Annotated in this window: 21 protein-coding genes; 10 read left to right on the top strand and 11 right to left on the bottom strand. The window is 39.9% G+C overall.

The window, feature by feature from the left end; translation table 11 throughout:
• Positions 1-2: 2 nt before the first annotated feature.
• The 6 genes from LPB86_RS01685 to LPB86_RS01710 are packed head-to-tail and all read left to right on the top strand — an operon-like array spanning position 3 to position 3633.
• Positions 3-287 carry a PqqD family peptide modification chaperone gene (locus LPB86_RS01685; protein ID WP_230640807.1) on the top strand — a complete coding sequence of 95 codons (285 nt, stop codon included), beginning with the start codon at positions 3-5 and terminating at the stop codon, positions 285-287.
• An 8-nt stretch (positions 288-295) separates the two neighbouring features.
• Positions 296-1213 carry a hypothetical protein gene (locus LPB86_RS01690; protein ID WP_230640808.1) on the top strand — a complete coding sequence of 306 codons (918 nt, stop codon included), beginning with the start codon at positions 296-298 and terminating at the stop codon, positions 1211-1213.
• Between the two features lie 47 nt (positions 1214-1260).
• A complete protein-coding gene (locus tag LPB86_RS01695; RefSeq protein ID WP_230640809.1) occupies positions 1261-1398 on the top strand; it encodes a hypothetical protein in 138 nt (45 codons plus the stop codon).
• Between the two features lie 18 nt (positions 1399-1416).
• On the top strand, positions 1417-2322 hold the full coding sequence (locus LPB86_RS01700) for a hypothetical protein (protein WP_230640810.1): 906 nt from the start codon (positions 1417-1419) through the stop codon (positions 2320-2322).
• Positions 2312-3178 carry a sulfotransferase domain-containing protein gene (locus LPB86_RS01705; RefSeq protein WP_230640811.1) on the top strand — a complete coding sequence of 289 codons (867 nt, stop codon included), beginning with the start codon at positions 2312-2314 and terminating at the stop codon, positions 3176-3178. Before LPB86_RS01700 ends, LPB86_RS01705 begins: the two co-directional genes overlap by 11 nt.
• Positions 3178-3633 carry a lasso peptide biosynthesis B2 protein gene (locus tag LPB86_RS01710; protein WP_230640812.1) on the top strand — a complete coding sequence of 152 codons (456 nt, stop codon included), beginning with the start codon at positions 3178-3180 and terminating at the stop codon, positions 3631-3633. Before LPB86_RS01705 ends, LPB86_RS01710 begins: the two co-directional genes overlap by 1 nt.
• Positions 3634-3636: 3 nt before the next feature.
• Here the strand turns inward: LPB86_RS01710 and LPB86_RS01715 are convergent, their stop codons facing one another.
• From LPB86_RS01715 to LPB86_RS01740, 6 genes are all read right to left on the bottom strand, one after another.
• Positions 3637-4392, bottom strand: a complete 756-nt coding sequence (locus tag LPB86_RS01715) for a TylF/MycF/NovP-related O-methyltransferase (RefSeq protein ID WP_230640813.1) — start codon at positions 4390-4392, stop codon at positions 3637-3639.
• An 8-nt stretch (positions 4393-4400) separates the two neighbouring features.
• On the bottom strand, positions 4401-5729 hold the full coding sequence (locus LPB86_RS01720; protein WP_230640814.1) for a glycosyltransferase: 1329 nt from the start codon (positions 5727-5729) through the stop codon (positions 4401-4403).
• Between the two features lie 47 nt (positions 5730-5776).
• On the bottom strand, positions 5777-5914 hold the full coding sequence (locus LPB86_RS01725) for a hypothetical protein (protein ID WP_230640815.1): 138 nt from the start codon (positions 5912-5914) through the stop codon (positions 5777-5779).
• An 83-nt stretch (positions 5915-5997) separates the two neighbouring features.
• Positions 5998-6435: a lasso peptide biosynthesis B2 protein gene (locus tag LPB86_RS01730; protein ID WP_230640816.1), complete on the bottom strand. Its 438-nt coding sequence runs from the start codon at positions 6433-6435 to the stop codon at positions 5998-6000.
• A complete protein-coding gene (locus LPB86_RS01735; protein WP_230640817.1) occupies positions 6436-6696 on the bottom strand; it encodes a PqqD family protein in 261 nt (86 codons plus the stop codon).
• 56 nt (positions 6697-6752) lie between these two features.
• Complete coding sequence (locus LPB86_RS01740; RefSeq protein ID WP_230640818.1) at positions 6753-7682, bottom strand: hypothetical protein; 930 nt, start codon at positions 7680-7682, stop codon at positions 6753-6755.
• 102 nt (positions 7683-7784) lie between these two features.
• Here LPB86_RS01740 and LPB86_RS01745 point away from each other — a divergent pair, with 102 nt between their 5' ends.
• Positions 7785-8879, top strand: coding sequence for a sensor histidine kinase KdpD (locus LPB86_RS01745; protein WP_230640819.1), 1095 nt, complete (start codon positions 7785-7787; stop codon positions 8877-8879).
• Positions 8880-8921: 42 nt separating this feature from the next.
• Here LPB86_RS01745 and LPB86_RS01750 read toward each other — a convergent pair whose 3' ends face one another.
• From LPB86_RS01750 to LPB86_RS01760, 3 genes are all read right to left on the bottom strand, one after another.
• Positions 8922-9851 (bottom strand): manganese catalase family protein, encoded by a 930-nt coding sequence (locus LPB86_RS01750; protein ID WP_230640820.1) that lies wholly within the window; start codon positions 9849-9851, stop codon positions 8922-8924.
• Between the two features lie 163 nt (positions 9852-10014).
• Positions 10015-10668, bottom strand: coding sequence for a response regulator transcription factor (locus LPB86_RS01755; RefSeq protein WP_230640821.1), 654 nt, complete (start codon positions 10666-10668; stop codon positions 10015-10017).
• A 152-nt stretch (positions 10669-10820) separates the two neighbouring features.
• The gene (locus tag LPB86_RS01760) at positions 10821-11231 is read right to left on the bottom strand and encodes a PleD family two-component system response regulator (protein ID WP_230640822.1); all 411 of its coding nucleotides are present in this window, start codon (positions 11229-11231) and stop codon (positions 10821-10823) included.
• 236 nt (positions 11232-11467) lie between these two features.
• On the opposite strand from LPB86_RS01760, the gene LPB86_RS01765 reads away from it, so the two are divergent.
• A complete protein-coding gene (locus tag LPB86_RS01765; RefSeq protein ID WP_230640823.1) occupies positions 11468-12610 on the top strand; it encodes a glycosyltransferase family 1 protein in 1143 nt (380 codons plus the stop codon).
• Positions 12611-12613: 3 nt separating this feature from the next.
• Positions 12614-13909 (top strand): family 1 glycosylhydrolase, encoded by a 1296-nt coding sequence (locus tag LPB86_RS01770; RefSeq protein ID WP_230640824.1) that lies wholly within the window; start codon positions 12614-12616, stop codon positions 13907-13909.
• Here the strand turns inward: LPB86_RS01770 and LPB86_RS01775 are convergent.
• Complete coding sequence (locus LPB86_RS01775; RefSeq protein ID WP_230640825.1) at positions 13906-15516, bottom strand: gliding motility protein RemB; 1611 nt, start codon at positions 15514-15516, stop codon at positions 13906-13908. The genes LPB86_RS01770 and LPB86_RS01775 overlap by 4 nt on opposite strands.
• Positions 15517-15525: 9 nt before the next feature.
• Entirely contained in the window at positions 15526-16743 is a 1218-nt protein-coding gene (locus LPB86_RS01780; RefSeq protein WP_230640826.1) for a glycosyltransferase, read from the bottom strand.
• A 255-nt stretch (positions 16744-16998) separates the two neighbouring features.
• Here LPB86_RS01780 and LPB86_RS01785 point away from each other — a divergent pair, with 255 nt between their 5' ends.
• Positions 16999-17793, top strand: coding sequence for a polysaccharide biosynthesis/export family protein (locus LPB86_RS01785; protein ID WP_230640827.1), 795 nt, complete (start codon positions 16999-17001; stop codon positions 17791-17793).
• The last annotated feature ends 11 nt before the right edge of the window (positions 17794-17804 follow it).

Genomic DNA, 17804 nt, shown 5'->3' on the forward strand with positions numbered 1-17804 from the left:
TCATGGCAATAGAAAAAACAAGCATTATACAAAGAGGGGAAGATTATATTTTTAATATTGTTGACGGCGAACTAGTGATGATGAATATCAATACTGGATTATACCTCTCAATTAACGAAACAGGAAAGGCCATTTGGGAGATTTTAACTAAACCAGCATCTGTAAACCTTATTATTAATGAAATTGGGAAAATATATAATGTTAGCCCAGAGCAATGTGAAGCAGATGTGATTTCCTTTATCGCAGATCTGACGAATAGAAAAGTAATAATTGAAGCTAAATCTTAATTACCGACATGTTGCACAAATATCATTTTGCAGGTTACATATTTGAATGCAATTTTCTTCTGTCTGAACTTATTCCGGCCACTGGTATCCCACAATTTAGCATTTACGTAAAATCTTCCATATCAGAAGCAGTACCCACTGTAGCACTAAGTAAAAATTTTTTTTCGGATGAAAAACTTCAACTTTCTTGCTTTCAAAATAAGCATATGGGTTTTGTAGCGATATGGAATAATAACATCTTAGAATACACACCGCCGATAGGTTCAGATCATGATCAAATCAAACTGAATCTTCTTGGATCGGTTTCCATGTTAATGACCACAACGATGGGATACGTTACGCTGCATGCCTGCTGCGTACTCGTTGATGGAAAAGCTGTGCTCTTTTGTGGAAAATCGGGAGACGGCAAGTCTAGTGTTGCCGCATATTTCCATTCAAAAGGATATACAGTACTATCTGATGATATGACTCCAGTAAATATCTCTAATAGCCTGATGGCAATGGCTTATCCTTCTGTACCGAGAATCAAACTCAGTGCATCATCTTTAAGTTTGATCGGAAAAAGCACACACGGTTTAAGACTTATTAACTACCACAAGCAAAAATATTCTTTACCGATTCAATTCAATCAATCACAAGTCAGCTATCCTATTCAGGCAATTATATTTCTGTCATTTAAAAGCAATGAACTGAAATTTAGAGAATTAAAAGGTTGGATTACTAAGTCTGAACTTAAAAACCATATATATCGTAAAAAAATGTTCGCAAAACATCATAATAAAAGAGTGTTAAGCCAAATGACGTTTAAGCTAATTTCTGACATCCCTATGTATTCCTTATCACGTCATAAAGATGAAGAGATTAGTCCTGATTCATTTATTTATGTTGAGCAAAAGCTTTTAAAAATATCATCCAAGTCATACTAATACAATATTTATTTTTACTTTTACATTGGTAAACTTAATCAAATATTATGACAGAAAAACACGATTTAAACAGCACTTCAAAGAAAGAATGGATTGCTCCTAAAGTAGAGGAACAAGTTATAGAAGCAACTAATAGTGGCCCTTTTGGTGGCTTTAATCATGAAGATAACTACCATACTTCATAAACTATAGCGATATCATCTTTGAAGTACAATTACAAAGTCGGAGGGATTTCAATTGCCTCCGACATTCATTTTCCAGAGCTGGAACTATCCGCTAGCAATTGTGGTGCTAGTTCCGATGCTTACATTGCCTACGGAGATGTTCCTGAGCATCTCGAAATCAATTGCGTTGACTTCCCATTCTTAGAGATAAATCATTCCCAGTACTTACTTAAATTGCCTGGCATAGGAAGGTATCTGGTGGAGCAGGGAAATAAAATCACTATCCAACCAGATCCGTCGGCGGCACTTGTAAATGTGAATAGACAGATCCTTACCTCGGCATTTGCTGCATTAAGTTATCAAAGAGGTCTAATTCCTTTTCATGGAGGAATGGTTATTATTAATGGGATTGCTGTTCTGATCTCTGGTCTTTCAGGCACAGGTAAATCTACCCTCCTCGCCGGATTATATAAAAATGGCCACACGATAATAGCCGACGACATCAGCAACTTGCAGATGGTTGAAGGCGAAGTGTTAGCCCATCCAACTTTCCCGAGGATTATGATATGGCAGGATGCTGCAGATGAGCTAAATCTTACGGTCAAAGAAGGAGAAAAATTGCGGGAAAATCTTTGCAAGTACCTTTATCCTATTAATGATCGGTTTTTTACGAAGCCGGTAATACTTAAGCACGTTTACATTTTAAAAATGACAGCTAAAATAGGGCAACCAATTAAGGTTCTGGGAATACAAAAGATACAAGAGCTTAAAGAAAATCTATTTCATCCATATATGGTTGATGCTTTAGACCTGAAAAAAGAATATTCAGCTAAACTGTTGGAAATTGCCAGTCACGTTAATGTATCTATCCTAGGGGTAGAAAGAACAGATGGCATTTACCCTTTTTTAAAGAAGTTTGAGAAAATCTTAGCCAATGCTGAATAAAAGTGCAAAACTTATCTGGTTAAGTTCATATCCAAAATCTGGAAATACCTGGTTAAGGCTATTTTTGTCTGCATTATTTTCTGAAGCCAATGATTTGAACATCAATGACACACCTTTAAACCAGAATATTTCGTCCAGATCTATCATAGATAGTGCACTTGGAATGAGCTCCGCTAATCTTCCGGAAAGCGATTATTTGAAATTTAGAAGCAGGCTTTATTTTAATTGGGCTCGCGACCAACCATCACTGGACAAAATAATTTGTAAAGTTCACGATGCATGTATCCTAAAAGAAGAGATCCTGTTTCCACCATCCATTACCAGAGGAACAATCTACATTTTACGGAATCCTTTTGACATAGTGGCTTCTATGGCAAATCATTTCAAGGTATCAATAGATAAATCCGTACACATGTTATGCAGTAATACACATGGATTAGCTCAAAGGCAAACCCGTCTAGGTGTCCAACTATCCCAACATTTAGGAACCTGGGGAAATCATGTGGATAGTTGGGTAAATGTACATGCTGAAAATATATTAATAATTAAATATGAGGACCTTATTAAGGATTCTTTGACAGAATTCGGCAAAATTATTCAATATGCTGAGCTAGGATATGATCAAAAAGCTATAGAGAAAGCGATAGTACAAACCTCTTTCAAAAATCTACAGGAAAAAGAAAAAAAAGAAAAATTTAAAATGACACCTAAGGTAGATACTTTCTTTAGACAAGGAAAATCAGGCCAATGGAGAAATGAAATTACCCAAGCACAGGCACAGCAGATTATTGATGTGAATTACGATACGCTGCTAAAATTTAACTATATTGACAGCAACGGCAATATATTGGTTTGATGAATTCCAACTTCTTTAAACATTTCCAGTCTAAATTTTTATCTGCGCCATTGAGGGATAAGTTAACCGTGGTATACATTTTCTTCGGATCTGCTCTGTTAAGATTTATGATTTACTTTCTGCCATTCAGGTTTTACAGAAACTTATTGGGCAAACAGCAGCAAGAAGTAAGACAAGAACTTAGCGCTAATCAAATCGAACAAGCCAAACACCTCAAAATGCTGATTGAAACCGTCTGTAACCATACCCCATGGGAAAGCAAATGCCTGGTACAGGCTATCCTTTGCAAGAGACTGCTAAATAAAAGGAGTATAAAATCCGTATTATATTTAGGCATAGCAAACAATCCAAATGATAGCAAGCTTGATGCCCATGCCTGGGTAGTGGTAGGAGAACTAATTTTAACGGGCGCAGCGGGTCATAAAAGATTTAAACCGGTAAATTTCTACGGCTAATCTTTAGCTTTCTTTTCTCCAAAACACAGCGATATTGTCTATTTGAACAATTGGATCTGTAATGTTCATTTTTGCACGATAATCGTCTACGGCCTGTTTACAGCATTCAAAAGAAAGATAGTCGTCTACAATGCAATATCCCCCTACAGACAATTTAGGATAAAGCGCTTCCAGTGCCTGATAACTTGATTCGTACAAGTCTCCATCTAAACGCAGTAATGAAAGCTGTTTGATTTCTTCGGTATGTAGGGTATCTTTAAACCATCCTTCCAAAAACTTTACTTTATGATCCAGTAGATTGTATTTTTTAAAGTTGTCTACTACCACTGATTTAGGGATACTCAATATTTTCATTTCATGTAGGTTAACACCTGCATCTGCCGCATAATTCACTTCGTCAGGAGCCGGTACACCCTGAAAAGAATCCGCCACCCAGACTTTCCGCTGCTGATCACCATAGGCATGCAGGATGCCTTTCATAAAGATGACCGCACCTCCCCTCCATACACCCGTTTCAATTACATCTCCAGGAATATCCTGCTCTAAAATCTGTTTTAAGCAATAATGGATGTTATCCAGGCGCCTGATCCCGATCATGGTTTCACCAAGGCCATCTTTAGGACAGTCCTCTCCCATAAACCGCTTCATTTTTTTATCAGACGGAAGCCATAGCCAGTAGCTAACGCAGTCACGTAACAATTGAATATAGCTGACACGCAATTCATTCCCTGTACTTGGTGCCATTTTTTGTGAATCCATCTTTATAGTTAATTGCTTAAATGTGTGTTAATATTAAAATTATTGATCGCAAAATGCAAATCATTTGCCTTGTGAAGGGCGGCTTCTTTGAATTGTGGATCGTACAGCATACTACTTATCGCTAGACTGATCTGCTGCACTGAATCTTGGAAGGATGCTTTTAAACCAAGATGGTGATAAACCACCCGGGCAGCATTTCCGTTGAAATCCCATTTGCTGTTAATTGGGAACACGAGCATAGGAACCCCAAAATAAGCGGCTTCATTAACCGAGCCGCCACCATGATTGATCATTAGAGCTGCGTGTTTAAGCAGATACAATTGAGGTAGAAAGGGCGCAACAAATACGTTGGGCGGAATGTTGTGCAGCGCTTTACTAATTTCAGCATCTATTGCGACAGCAAAATACCAGTTTGGCTGCATGTGGGCAATATCAATTATTTTTTGATAAAATCCTTTTAAATCGATCCCAGCTGATAAAGTACTTTGTTTTTTGCTGATGCTACCGAGGCTACAATAGATTAGCTTTGCATCCTGGATTTCTGTTTGCTTTTTAACAAAAGTTTGTAATGCAGCTGGCAGTAGTTCAAACCGTTCTGGATCTATGCCAAGCGGAACATATTTTTGCCAGGGCGCAAGTTGTTGCGAGGGAAAGTCAAGCTGCTGAGGAAATAAAAACCATTCTTCAACTTCCCGGAAAGCAGGAGAATATTGCCTTTTCGATTCAATTGAAAACTGAGTGGGGACTGCAAACTTCTTTACCATTGAGGACAGCATGTGGTGATCGCTCTTTCCAAAATAACACAGCGTTTTCCAGAGCGATTTAAGATATTTATGGACTTTACGCTTCCTCCACTGTAATTTTGATTGAAAGCCTGGAAAGGAGAATACATTACTTGGCGGAATTCCAGCTTCATTAGGCGCAGAGGGAAACCTGACATTTAAAAAGACACACCTGATTTTTGGGTCTATTCCATAAATGATTGGAAAATCGGAATAGTAAAAGTTATCCAGAAAGATGAGTTCAGGTTTATGTTTTTGGATTACCTGTTGAAGTTCCTCCCTTCGCCTCTTCAATTTTTTATGATCCCATTTATCCAGCAGTTTTAAGTACCAGGCCTTAAAAGGAGAATAATCCCCCTCAGCAAAGCGGTTTACCAGAACAGGAAATGACTCGATAGGATAAAGCTTAAAACCAGATTTAACGGTAAAGGCGACCATTTCCTGCCGCCCGCAATAAATTACATCCCACCCAGCTGCGACCAACTGCCTGGAAAGTCTTGTAGTTGGATGGAGGTGCCCCAGCAGGTTAGGAAAAAGAAAAAGCGCCCGCCTCAATAACAAAGAATGGTTGAAAAGTCAGATTGACTGGTAATGCTAAAATGCTAAGAAGAGTAAAGAGCGTCTTCACCCGAAAGAGGTCCCATAGGACCAGAATTTATTTCAATATTTTTCATTTCTGGATCAACCCAGGCTTTTTTCTCTTCGTTTTCTACTTGCGGTAATTTTGGCGCTAAATTCATAATAGTTGTGATTAATGATTTGTAATTCAAGCCTAAGATAAAAAAATGTTTGCAATTATCATAGGAATAATTCAATAAGCTAGTTAGCCTTCAAATTGTTGCAGTACTTTGTATTGCGCTGGCTCACAATCGCCTGTGATCATTTTACCAGCAGCGATGGTCCAGACATGTGCTTCAAGTTCAAAATTAGCACCTTTTTTTATACCAATGCTAATTTGATAAGGGATATTAAAATAGCGGCATAAAATAACCGCTTGCAATGCCTGATGCCGGCATACATTATTCCAGAAGACTGTCTTATTGATAGCTGCAATGGACCAGCGGATCTCTTTAGCAGTAATTAACCCTTCTCTCCCGAGACCTTTAACTTGCCCTCGATTGGGCCTGCTTTTAAACCTGGCCCTGGAATTAAAGAACTTAAAGAGCAGCCAGCTGTAAATAGCCAAACAGAAATTAAAAAGCAGCAACAATTGCAGTCGCCAGCCCAGCTTAAAAAAAGTACCCGCCCTGGCCAGAAGCATTTAGACTTTTAAAATATATTGCTGCTTTAGAAGATCAGCTATCGCCTGCTCAACTTTTTTCAGACATTCTTCTTTAGCAATAGCATACTGTTCAACCAGTCCATCGCAAATGGCTGAGGCATCCTGTCCAAGCTGGATCCCTTCTAATATCTTAAATAAGGTTTCATTTAAATGTTTGTATTCATTCTTTTCCAGGTCAAACAGTACCCCTTCATCGGCAATTTGAGAGAGCAAAACCTTTTCTTTATTAATATAGTACATTGGCAGAATTTATTTGCCCAATTTCTCAATAAATAAAGGTTAATACAAGAAACAAATCAATTTTTTAAAGAGGATTGAAGAATTTCCGCTTCTATGAGTTGAGCAAATTCATTAAAGGTTTCATTATGTACTGGTCTTACGGCTTTCCACAAAGGCACATGATTACCTAGTTTGCTCAGCAATTCAATTTCCAGTTGCTGTTTTTTCATGGTGCTAAGCCATTCCCTACGGTAAATATTAGCAACTAAAGATGGTATGGCTACAATAGGCTGCAACTTCTCTACAGAAAGGGTATCACCTGCTTTTTCCAGAAATACCAAACCAGCTACTTTCATTTTTCCAGTGGAAAATTGCTCATGAAAATAAAAACCGGACTTTTCATCCAAGGTAGATCTGGTATGCTTTTTATCCGCATCATCATAAATCTGCTGTTGTAAAATGCTTTCTTCATTTAACCGGAGCATAGGATAGGAGGCCTGGGCGTAACAGCAGTTTCCATTAAAAGTGATCAAAGCAGTATCATCGGTAAAGGGAACATACCCTCTTTGCTGTAACAACACAGTAAGTGTGGATTTACCTGTCATTTTAGGAGCGGCAAATAAAATCACTTCCTCTTCGTTAACTCTAACCCCCGAACAATGCAACAATATACTGTTTCTTTGAAAAAGTGCAATAATTAAACAATTTGCGTAGACCATTTGTGCAATGGTATCTGCATTTCCGCCCCGGGGTTCCACGACAATGATATGACCGCGCTCAATGTAAAACTTAGCAATGTTAGGAAAGCTAAGGATAGCTTCTGTGCTGTTGTAACTCCCTACTGCATTTTCTCCTAAAGAAGGATTTTGAAGTTGAGCCGGAACTGTACCCCTGACAATCTGAATACACTTAGTCAATTGGCTGAAAGGAACATATACCGGAAGAAGTGCTGGCAATTCAAATTCTGATTGCACAGGGAATCCAAAGGCCTTATACTGATATTGCATACCTAAATGAACGAAGATTATTTGAGATCTGCAATCCCGCCTAACATAATAACTCCTCCAGCTGCCAATATAATGTTGTACCTTGCCACAAATCAACTGTACATGAGTCCTCAGGAATCCCTTAAATTGTTAGCCGATCGATCAGAACAGTTATACTTAGTTCTGGATGTGAAACAGAATGCCTTCATTTACTTAAACCCGGCTTTTAAAAGCCTTGTAAGTTTTAAAGACGATACTTCCCCTGCCGCCCTGTTAAGCCTGGCTTATACAGAAGACCTGGATTACCTGGCTACTAAATATAAAGCTTGCATTGAAGGAGAAGAGCTTCGTGATTTTGAATGCAGGATTCATCTACAAGAGGAGGTACATTGGCTGAGAATCCAACCCAAATTACTGAAAAACACATTGGAAGAATGCATACTGGGATGTTTAATAGAAGACATCACCTTGCAAAAGGCCTATGTGGACAACCTGAATGCCCACAATCAAAAGAAAAACTCTATCCTGAATATCCTGTCTCACGATTTAAAAGGGCCTTTGAGCGTCATCGAAAACATGTCGGCAATGATACACAGGCAAAAGCTGGATATAGGGCCCAAAATTGATAAATACGTACAGCTGATTCAAAAGACCAGCAGAAGCTGTGTGGAGCTTATTAACGCTTTTATAGACCAGGAATTTCTGGAAACCGCGGCGATTAACTTGATTAAAACGCGGGTTGAATTGGTGGCAAAAACGACTGACGTGATGGAGAAATACCATGAAAGTCAGAACCACATGCGCGTACGTTTTCTTTTGGAAAGCAGCCACGATAAAATCTTTGCAGAAATTGACGAAGATAAGTTTTACCAGGTCATCAATAACCTGATCTCCAATTCGCTTAAATTTATCAAAGAGGAAGGGCAGATCACCATTAGAATTGAGCAAAAGGAAGACAAGGTCCTATTCATTGTAGCGGATACTGGAATCGGCATACCTAAAAAACACCATGCCAACTTATTTGATAAATTTACCAGTGCCCGAAGAAACGGCCTGGGGGGCGAACAATCTATAGGCCTGGGCATGTCAATTATCAAAACCATTGTGGAATGGCATGAAGGGAACATCACCTTTGAAAGCGAAGAAAATAAGGGCACAACTTTCTACATTGAACTTCCTTTAAATTCGCCTGCTCAAATCAAAGGCTCTGTTGCATAACATCAAGGATAAGGAAAAATGGAGAGCGTTAATCTCCATACGTTAATACGTACTCCACTGACTTACGCCCTCTGGTGTAGCGGCCTTAACTTCTTCTGATCTTTCTTCACTTAAAGCCACATCTGCCTCGGCAACAGATTCATCGTCCCGCTCTGTACCAATTGGTTCCAGCGTACTCAAACCCTCTGTTTCCCTTACGGTTTCAATAGGGTTTTCTACAAATTGCCATTCTTCTTTAAACTGGGTACTCAAACCTTCGTTCCATGGGCCACGTACTCCGCCATCTGACAGGTTAAAGTACGTATTGCTATGGCGCGGATCGCTTTGTAAAATTCCGGGAGGGAAGTTGGGCTGAATGGTAGCAAGTGCCGCCTCAAACATTTGGTAATGGGCTACCTCTCTGGTCATCAAAAACATGAGTGTTTCTTTAACATAGGGATCATCAGTAAATTTCATCAGGTGCTCATAGACCAATTTAGCCCTGGATTCTGAAGCAAGATTGCTACGCAAATCTACCGTTAAATCTCCATTAGAATGAATGTAAGAGCCGCACCATGGGATTCCCTGACTGTTGCTTAACCTTGGGCCGCCACTAGAAAGGATATCAAACTGCGGATTTGCGGTTAGCGCTTTATGAATGATCGATTCACGTTTTTCGCTCCCTTCCATGACCTGCATGATCTCTTCAGAATCTGCGGCATATTTCATCTCGCCGTTAACGCCTTTAAGCAACATTTGAATGGTAGCGCCGACAATCTCCAGGTGACTAAATTCTTCTGTGGCGATGTCCATCAGCATATCATATTTGTCTGGATGGGGCATTTTGGCACCAAAAGCCTGGGTAAAGTATTGCATGGCAGCGGCCAGCTCGCCATTTTCTCCGCCAAACTGCTCCAGCAGGATGTTGGCAAACCTTGGGTCCGGTTTGGATACCCTGGCATTAAATTGTAATTCTTTTACGTGATAAAACATAATTTTGTGGTTTAAGATGTATACGCATCCACCACAATCTTAAATAACGATTGTTTCTAAAGATTAAAAATCCAGTATTTATAGGGTTTAATTTTGCGTAAATGCACTGAATGATTGCGCATTATACGTATTTTAATTCTTTTAACACCGTAGAAATGGTACATTAAACAGATATGAGGCCATTAACAGCCGCATACCAGATTAAAGAAGTTGTATTTCGGGTACCGGTTTTTTCCAGCAAACTTTGCCGATACCCGTCAATTGTTCTGCTGCTCACAAATAGTTGATCCGCCATTTCTGAAGTGGTTAAGCCATTTGCCAGCATACGTAAAACTTCCTTGTCTCTTTTGGAAAAATTTAAATCCTGACCCGCGCGGAAAGTTTTAATTTTGGAATTTTCTATCAGCTTATCCAATAAGTTTTTAGACAGTCCAGTGCATAAATACGTACCACCGCTATGCACATGCTCAATAGCGAACAATAATTCGGCCGTACTCACACTTTTTAAAAGATAACCAGATACTCCTGCTGAAAAGGCTTCGATAATGTATTTTTCGACATCCAGCATGGAAAGGATGATGACCTTAACTTCTGGTCTGGATTGCTTTAAAAGTTTCAGCATTTCAATACCATCCATATCAGGCATACTGATGTCTGAGATTACAAAATCTATCTTCGGCAATTGAGCCGCCAAATTCAGTACTTCGCGCCCACCGGATGCTTCAGCAATAACCTGAATTTTACCATCCATTTCTAACAGCATTTTCAGGCCATTACGCATTACAATATGGTCTTCTGCCAATATTACATTTAACATTTTGTACTTATTACTTTGAGAACCCTAGTCAAACCAATACAAAAGATAATTTGTATAGATTTGATGCATTAATATTACAAATAACATCTGTTTATTGGTATTGTTTGACACATTTTCACTTCTTTGTTTGTATAAATTGCAAGGATGACCTTTCAACGTACTATCAACCGTTTCATGAGTCTCAATAGTGCTTCCAAATTAAATGGTTTAGAAATAAAGCCGTCACAATTGTAATGATCCATCGATAATAGGGCGGGATCTAAGGCCGTATAAAGGATCACTGGAATATGCGCATACTGATCGTTAAGTTTAAGCTGGTGACAAAGTTCCCCTCCGGTAATATCTGGCAGCAGATAGTCTAATACTATCAAATCGGGTTCAAATCTTCTTACCAATTGATAAAAATCACATTTCTTAACGCAACATTGCACCTTACAACCCTCAAGTTCAAGCAGGGTTGTGAGTAAATCTTTAAGTTCATCATCGTCTTCTACAATAAGAATCTTCTTATTTAAGGGCAAAATATTATAAAGTGCCTCCCTGGGAAGCATTGATTTTTCCATACCCATAAATAGCAGCTAAGTTAGAATTAGCTATCCTCCTATCATAGGTGAAGAATACTGAATTTCGCAGCACAATTACCTAAAAATCGCTTTGGCATATATATAAACTGAAAAATGATTGAGACTGGATTACGCAAATAAAATGAGGATTTACGCAAGCGAAATGGGTATTTATACGGTAAACAATCATTTGAAATTTATGGTTAAGGAGTAGCAGTTAAACTAAATACAGCACTATGAAAACATCCTATGCCAGTCAACCCAAAAATTTAATTTGTTTCTCCCATCTTCGCTGGGATTTTGTGTACCAGAGACCACAACATTTGCTGAGCCGTTTTGCCGCTGATGCAAATGTATATTATGTTGAAGAACCCTTAATGGATGCAGAAAGCCAGAATTTCCTTACCCTATCAAAACGCAGTGATACGCTCACGATAGTGATACCACATATTATTCCTGCTTTAACAGAAGCGCAACAGCATACAGGTTTAACCGCCCTGCTTGACCAATTATTTACAAACATTGATTTAGACGATTCCATTTTCTGGTACTACACACCAATGGCATTAAACTTTACAGCAAAATACAAACCCCGCCTGTTGGTTTACGATTGCATGGACGAGCTCTCAGCTTTTAAATTTGCTCCACCTACATTGATTGAACTGGAGAAAAAGTTAATGGCAAAAGCTGACCTGGTATTTACAGGTGGCCATTCTTTATACGAAGCCAAAAAGCAACAACATGCTAACATTTTTCCTTTCCCAAGCAGCATTGAAAAAGAACATTTTGCTCAATCGCGCAGCCTCATGCAACAACCTGCAGACCAGGCTATGATTGAAGGGCGGAAGATTGGATTTTACGGTGTGCTGGATGAACGCTTTGACATTGAACTGATTGCCGAACTAGCTACCAAACGTCCGGAATGGCAGCTTATTTTAATAGGCCCGGTAGTAAAAATTCATCCGGAAAGTCTTCCGAAAAATAAAAACATTCATTACCTGGGCATGAAAACCTATAACGAATTACCTGAATACTTATCGGGATGGGATGTGGCCATGATTCCCTTTTACCTAAATGAATCAACCCGCTTTATTAGCCCTACTAAAACTCCCGAATACCTTGCAGCAGGAATTCCGGTAGTATCTACGCCTATTAGAGATGTGGTTAAACCCTATGGCGTAAAAAAGCTGGTCTATATTGGCAGCAGCTGTGATGAATTTATTGAAGCAATTGACACTGAACTTCATAAATCCTGTAAAAAAGCCTGGCTCCATGAAGTTGATGAGTTTTTAGCCTACTTATCCTGGGACAATACGCATGCAGCTATGCAGGCACAAATGCGGATGGCCTTAACCGACAAGGTATCTATAGCCAGCTAGCTGATGGAAATCTGGGGAGGGATGGAATGTACCATCAACAGGGTGCAGGACCAGTGGTTTGACCAACTGGAGTATCAGGGGCATTACAAACGGCCTGAAGATTTAAAGCTGGTTTGCGATTTGGGCATCTCGAAAATGCGTTACCCTATACTATGGGAGCACCATCAGCCTAAAGAGGGAAAGATCAACTGGGGAAGTACAGCAGCGAGACTAGACATCTTGAGAAAGGCTGGAGTTGATATCATTGCCGGCCTGGTACATCACGGCTGTGGCCCTGTCCACGTAGAAGTAATGGATGATTCCTTTGCTATTGGATTGGCTGAATATGCCACTGCGGTAGCTAAAAATTTTCCCTGGATAAACCATTACACTCCGGTTAATGAACCTTTGACTACCGCGCGTTTTGGTGCCTTGTATGGCTTTTGGTATCCGCATCAATCTACCATGTCAGCATTTTTCAGGATGCTCCTCAACGAATGTAAAGCTACCGTGCTGGCTATGCAGGCGATCAGAAAAATAAACCCTGCAGCCAAACTGGTGCAAACAGAAGACCTTTGTAAAGTGCACAGTAGCCCTATGTTGAGTTATCAAGCTAATTTTGAGAATGAAAGGCGCTGGTTGAGCATGGATTTGCTTTGTGGAAAAGTAAATGAAAGGCACTTTTTCTGGAAGTATATGTTGGATGAGGGCATCCAAAAAACCGAACTGGAGTTTTTTCTAAACCATCCTACACCGCCAGACGTCATGGGCTTTAATTACTATATCACCTCCGAACGCTTTCTGGATGAAGATATAGATCTGTATCCTGACATCAAAGCGGGCCGCAATGGAAAGCATGTATATGTAGATATTGAAGCGATTAGAACAGATCAGGTAGAGATAGATGGTCCGGAAAAATTGATTAAAGAGGTTTGGAACAGGTACGGACTGCCAATAGCCATTACCGAAGTACATTTACATTGCAACAAAGAAGATCAGTTGCGTTGGTTCCATTACCTATGGACAACTGCAAAGCGACTAAAATTTCAAGGTATAAATGTATTAAGCCTTACTGCATGGTCTCTTTTTGGCGCTTATGGCTGGGACAAGCTGCTTACTTTGCCCGGGGGCAATTACGAAGCCGGCGCATTTGATTTGCAATCTGGCAAACCACAAGCTACCCTATTGGCAGCTTACATCAAATCTCTTGCTAACGGACAAATCTATGAGCATCCGGCATTGGAAGCTACTGGATGGTGGGCCAGGGATTCGAGGATTATATACCCTAAAAATGCAAAAGCTCTGGAAACGCTCTTTTAAAAGTCGGTATACAGGTTTCTAAATGAAGAACGAAGCCCTAAAGTAAACCAGCTGGTTTTATTGTTGACCTGTACATTTTTTTCAGTCCTCAGCACAGCACCTAATTCAATCCGCAAATTGTAAAGTGGATTTAAGAGATAAGAAACCCGCGCGTCGCCATACCATAACACTGTAGCCAAACCTTGCCCGGTAAAATTCCCTACATAACGGGAACCGTCTTCGTATAAACGAAAAATATCTTTCCCATAGTTTACACCATCCAGGTCATAGCCATATTTTGAATAGTTCAATTGCCCTGAAAATCCAAATCTACCCAAGCGGTAGGAAAGCATACCAATAAATTCACGAAAATTTGCCCCTAATGGATGGGCCAAAGGCTCATTGTAATTTGCATAGTTGATGATGCTTTGGTTTTTCTCAGCATAAGTAAAAGGCCGGGCCGAATTAAATTCAACCAGGTAATTCAACTGCTTAACGCTAAGCAATTGCGTACCCCGAAGGCCAAGCTGCACACCGTATTTGTTGCGGTAAAAGCCATTCCCGCTCAGGAATTCTTTAGCCACAAAATCATCCAGCGCAAACTGACCATAAACGGTGGTGTGTTGTAGTATTTCATATTTTGCTGTTAACCCAAGCATGGCATTGTCCGGAGAGTCACTTGAAGCCTCAAGGGGACGGAGAAAAATAACAGGATTAATGTAATCCGCATTAAAGCCCCTTCGGTTGCCCTCATCATCTGTACCAGCCCAAACTACCGCGTCAAAAAAACCGAGAGATAAACGGTCATTTACATTCCAGTCCAGATAATGAAAAACCGCTCCTTTTGTTCTGTTACCTGTGGCCTCTGAAAGTTTTTTTGCCGATGGATCCTGCATGCCTGTCCACATGGCCATGTACTGCACATTACCTAAAGTCGCTTTAACCCTAAAAAAGGTGTAGGGAGAAGAGAAATCTGAGAGCAACATGGAGCGGTATCCATCCCCGATAAAATTCTTGTCGTGTCCCAGACTGATGTTAATTGCCTTTGCAGGACTGTAAGAAAGCAAAGCTGTGACATAAGACCAGTCCTTAGTAACGGGGATGACTGCGTTTTCAGTACCGCGGTTATATGACTGGCCTGGCACAACACTATGCTGATCTACATAACGGGCATAATAAGGCGCAAACCTTCCCTGATTTTCGTAGCCACTGGTATAAAAAGAAAACTTTTTACCCACTGTACCTCCAATCTGATAGCCACGGGTATTGAGCCAGGTTTTTTCAGTGCTGTGTGTTTCTTTACCGATCAACAAATCGGGCAGAAAATCTGCATATACGGAATACCCCAGCTCGGTATGCTGAAACAAATGTTCAGCGTACAATTTTCGCTGCAACCAGCTGCTTCCTTTCTCCCTGCTTTTGTAATGCAAAAGTGAATCTGCCGCAGCGGTTAGCAGGCTATCTTCAATGAGGTAAGGCTTTAAAGAGCTATGAATTCTTGTTTTTACATTATAAACATCAGGATCCAGTTGATGGTAAAATGAAAAAGAATATGGTTGATGAACGGATTGTGCATGTATACTGACAAAGATCAAACAAAGCGAGAGGAGCAATAGGTATTTTCTCATTGCCTAGCCTTAAACGTTACCAAATCTAATGCGCCGTTCCGGAACAACAAAAGCAGCTGCAACAGGAAGAGTTACCTGTTTAACTGGCTCCAGTCTTGTAGGCACCTGCTGGCTCAATTCGTATTTTTCCTGGATAAATTTCTTTAATTTTTCAATAAATACAGGCTCGTCAAAAAGTTCGGCATGCCGCCTGATAAATTTTGAATTAAATTTCAGGCCTTCAAATTCATAGATAGCTGCTGTAAGCGATGCTACATCCTGATTTTCGAAAAACAATGCTGTGCATCTGGAGGCATTACCCCGATATGGGATCATGGTTTCTAATACGCCTCCTGCTCCATAAGCAATTACAGGGCAACCCGAAGCATTAGCCTCCAAGGGCGTAATGCCATAGTCTTCATGCTGGGGAAAAACCAAGGCCCTGGCGCCAGCGTAAAGCGCAGCAATTTCCTGGGCATCTAAATTAGTTAAAAATGATACGTTTGGCGCTGCAATGCCTCTCAGGTAATTTTCCATGGTACCTTTACCCAATACCACAAGTTTTTTATCTGGCATTTTATTAAAAGCCTCAATAACAAGATCTACCTTTTTGTAGGGTTCGAAACGGCTTACCACAAGGTAATAATCTTTATCCTGCTCTACAGGTTTAAATTGATCACATTTTACCGGAGGGTTAATTACAGTGACCCGGCGGTTGGGATGATAGGCTGACTTAATTCTGGGCACAACTTCCTGCGCATTGGTTAAAAAATAATCGGTACGGAGCGCGCTGACGGCATCCACCTTTCTCAATACCCTGACCACTAGTTTGTACAGCATTTTTTTAATAAAACCAGAACTGGTCACCTCGTTGTAAGACTCCGGTCGCCAGGCTAATCTAAATGGCGTATGGCAATATGTAACTACCAAGCTTTCATCATCTACACTGACGTATTTTGCACAATGCGTAGTAGAAGTGAGCACCACATCATAGCCCTTAACATCCATATTGCGCATGGCCAATATGCCAAAGGGAAAATATAGCCTTTGCATCCACACTACACTTTTAGACACCCATTGAAAACCAGAGGTACGGATGTTATAATTGGCAAATTCAGGATAAGTTGCAGTTGGATTGTAAGCCAAAGTATATACATCAGCATCAGGAAATGCCTTCAACATTGTTAATACGACTTGTTCCGCCCCACCTTTTCGCATCAATTCATCATGAACTATCGCTATTTTCATATTTGTTCCTATATATAAAGCACCTTTAAACATTTGAATCGCCAAAGACATCAAAAACTCAAACCGAAAAAGAAATAGATTGATTTAAAAAAAGAGAAATACAGTATTTTATGCAAAAAATACACGTATAATTCAATAAAAAATGATAGATATACGGTTTTACATGATAGAAATACCTATTATCAGACAAAAACTAAGAATCGGCACCAAGTTTGGAATTGTGGTGATTGCAATTGATACCTTTTCCCTGCAAAAATGATTTATAATTTACGTATTCCTATCAAGATCCTCCTTCTTTTTACCTTATTTTTAAACGCCTGCGTTAGCAATAAAAAAATATCCTACTTCCAGGATATCCAGTCCGTTCAAAGTGCAAGACTGGATACGGTAAGCAATTTCCAGAAACCTTTGATCCAGCCGGATGACATTTTATCGGTCAGCATTTTTACATTGAACGCGAACACCGCGGCAGTTGTAAACCAAGCGGCCAATCTGCCTACACTGGGCGGAGGACAAAATACAGCCTTAAATGCACAATCTACCAGTGGTTTTTTGGTAGATGAAAACGGAGAAATTGAACTTACCGCAATCGGGAAAATTAAAGTAGCCGGCCTGACCACTACACAGGCCAGGGAGCTGATCAGAGAGAAAGCAAGTAAAGAATATAAAAGCCCTAATGTACAGGTTCGTTTTGCCAACTTTATTGTGACTGTACTAGGCGAAGTAAATAATCCTGCAGCCTATACGCTACCTAAAGAAAAGGTTTCGATACTGGATGCAATTGGCTTGGCAGGCGACCTGACCATCTATGGCAAGCGCGACAATATTCTGATTGTTAGAGATATTGACGGACAAAAGCAATATGCGAGGTTAGACCTCAATTCTTCTAAAATTTTTAACAGCCCCTTTTTTTACCTCAAACAAAATGATGTGATTTATGTGGAGCCTAATAAAGCAAAAACCTCCGCTAACAATGCGGCCAGTGTACAAACTATTGGTGTGATTACCTCTATAGTGACTGTGCTGATCCTGATCCTTACCAATATTTAATTCACCCTCCA

The sequence above is a fragment of the Pedobacter sp. MC2016-14 genome (genome assembly GCF_020991475.1).
Lineage (GTDB): Bacteria > Bacteroidota > Bacteroidia > Sphingobacteriales > Sphingobacteriaceae > Pedobacter.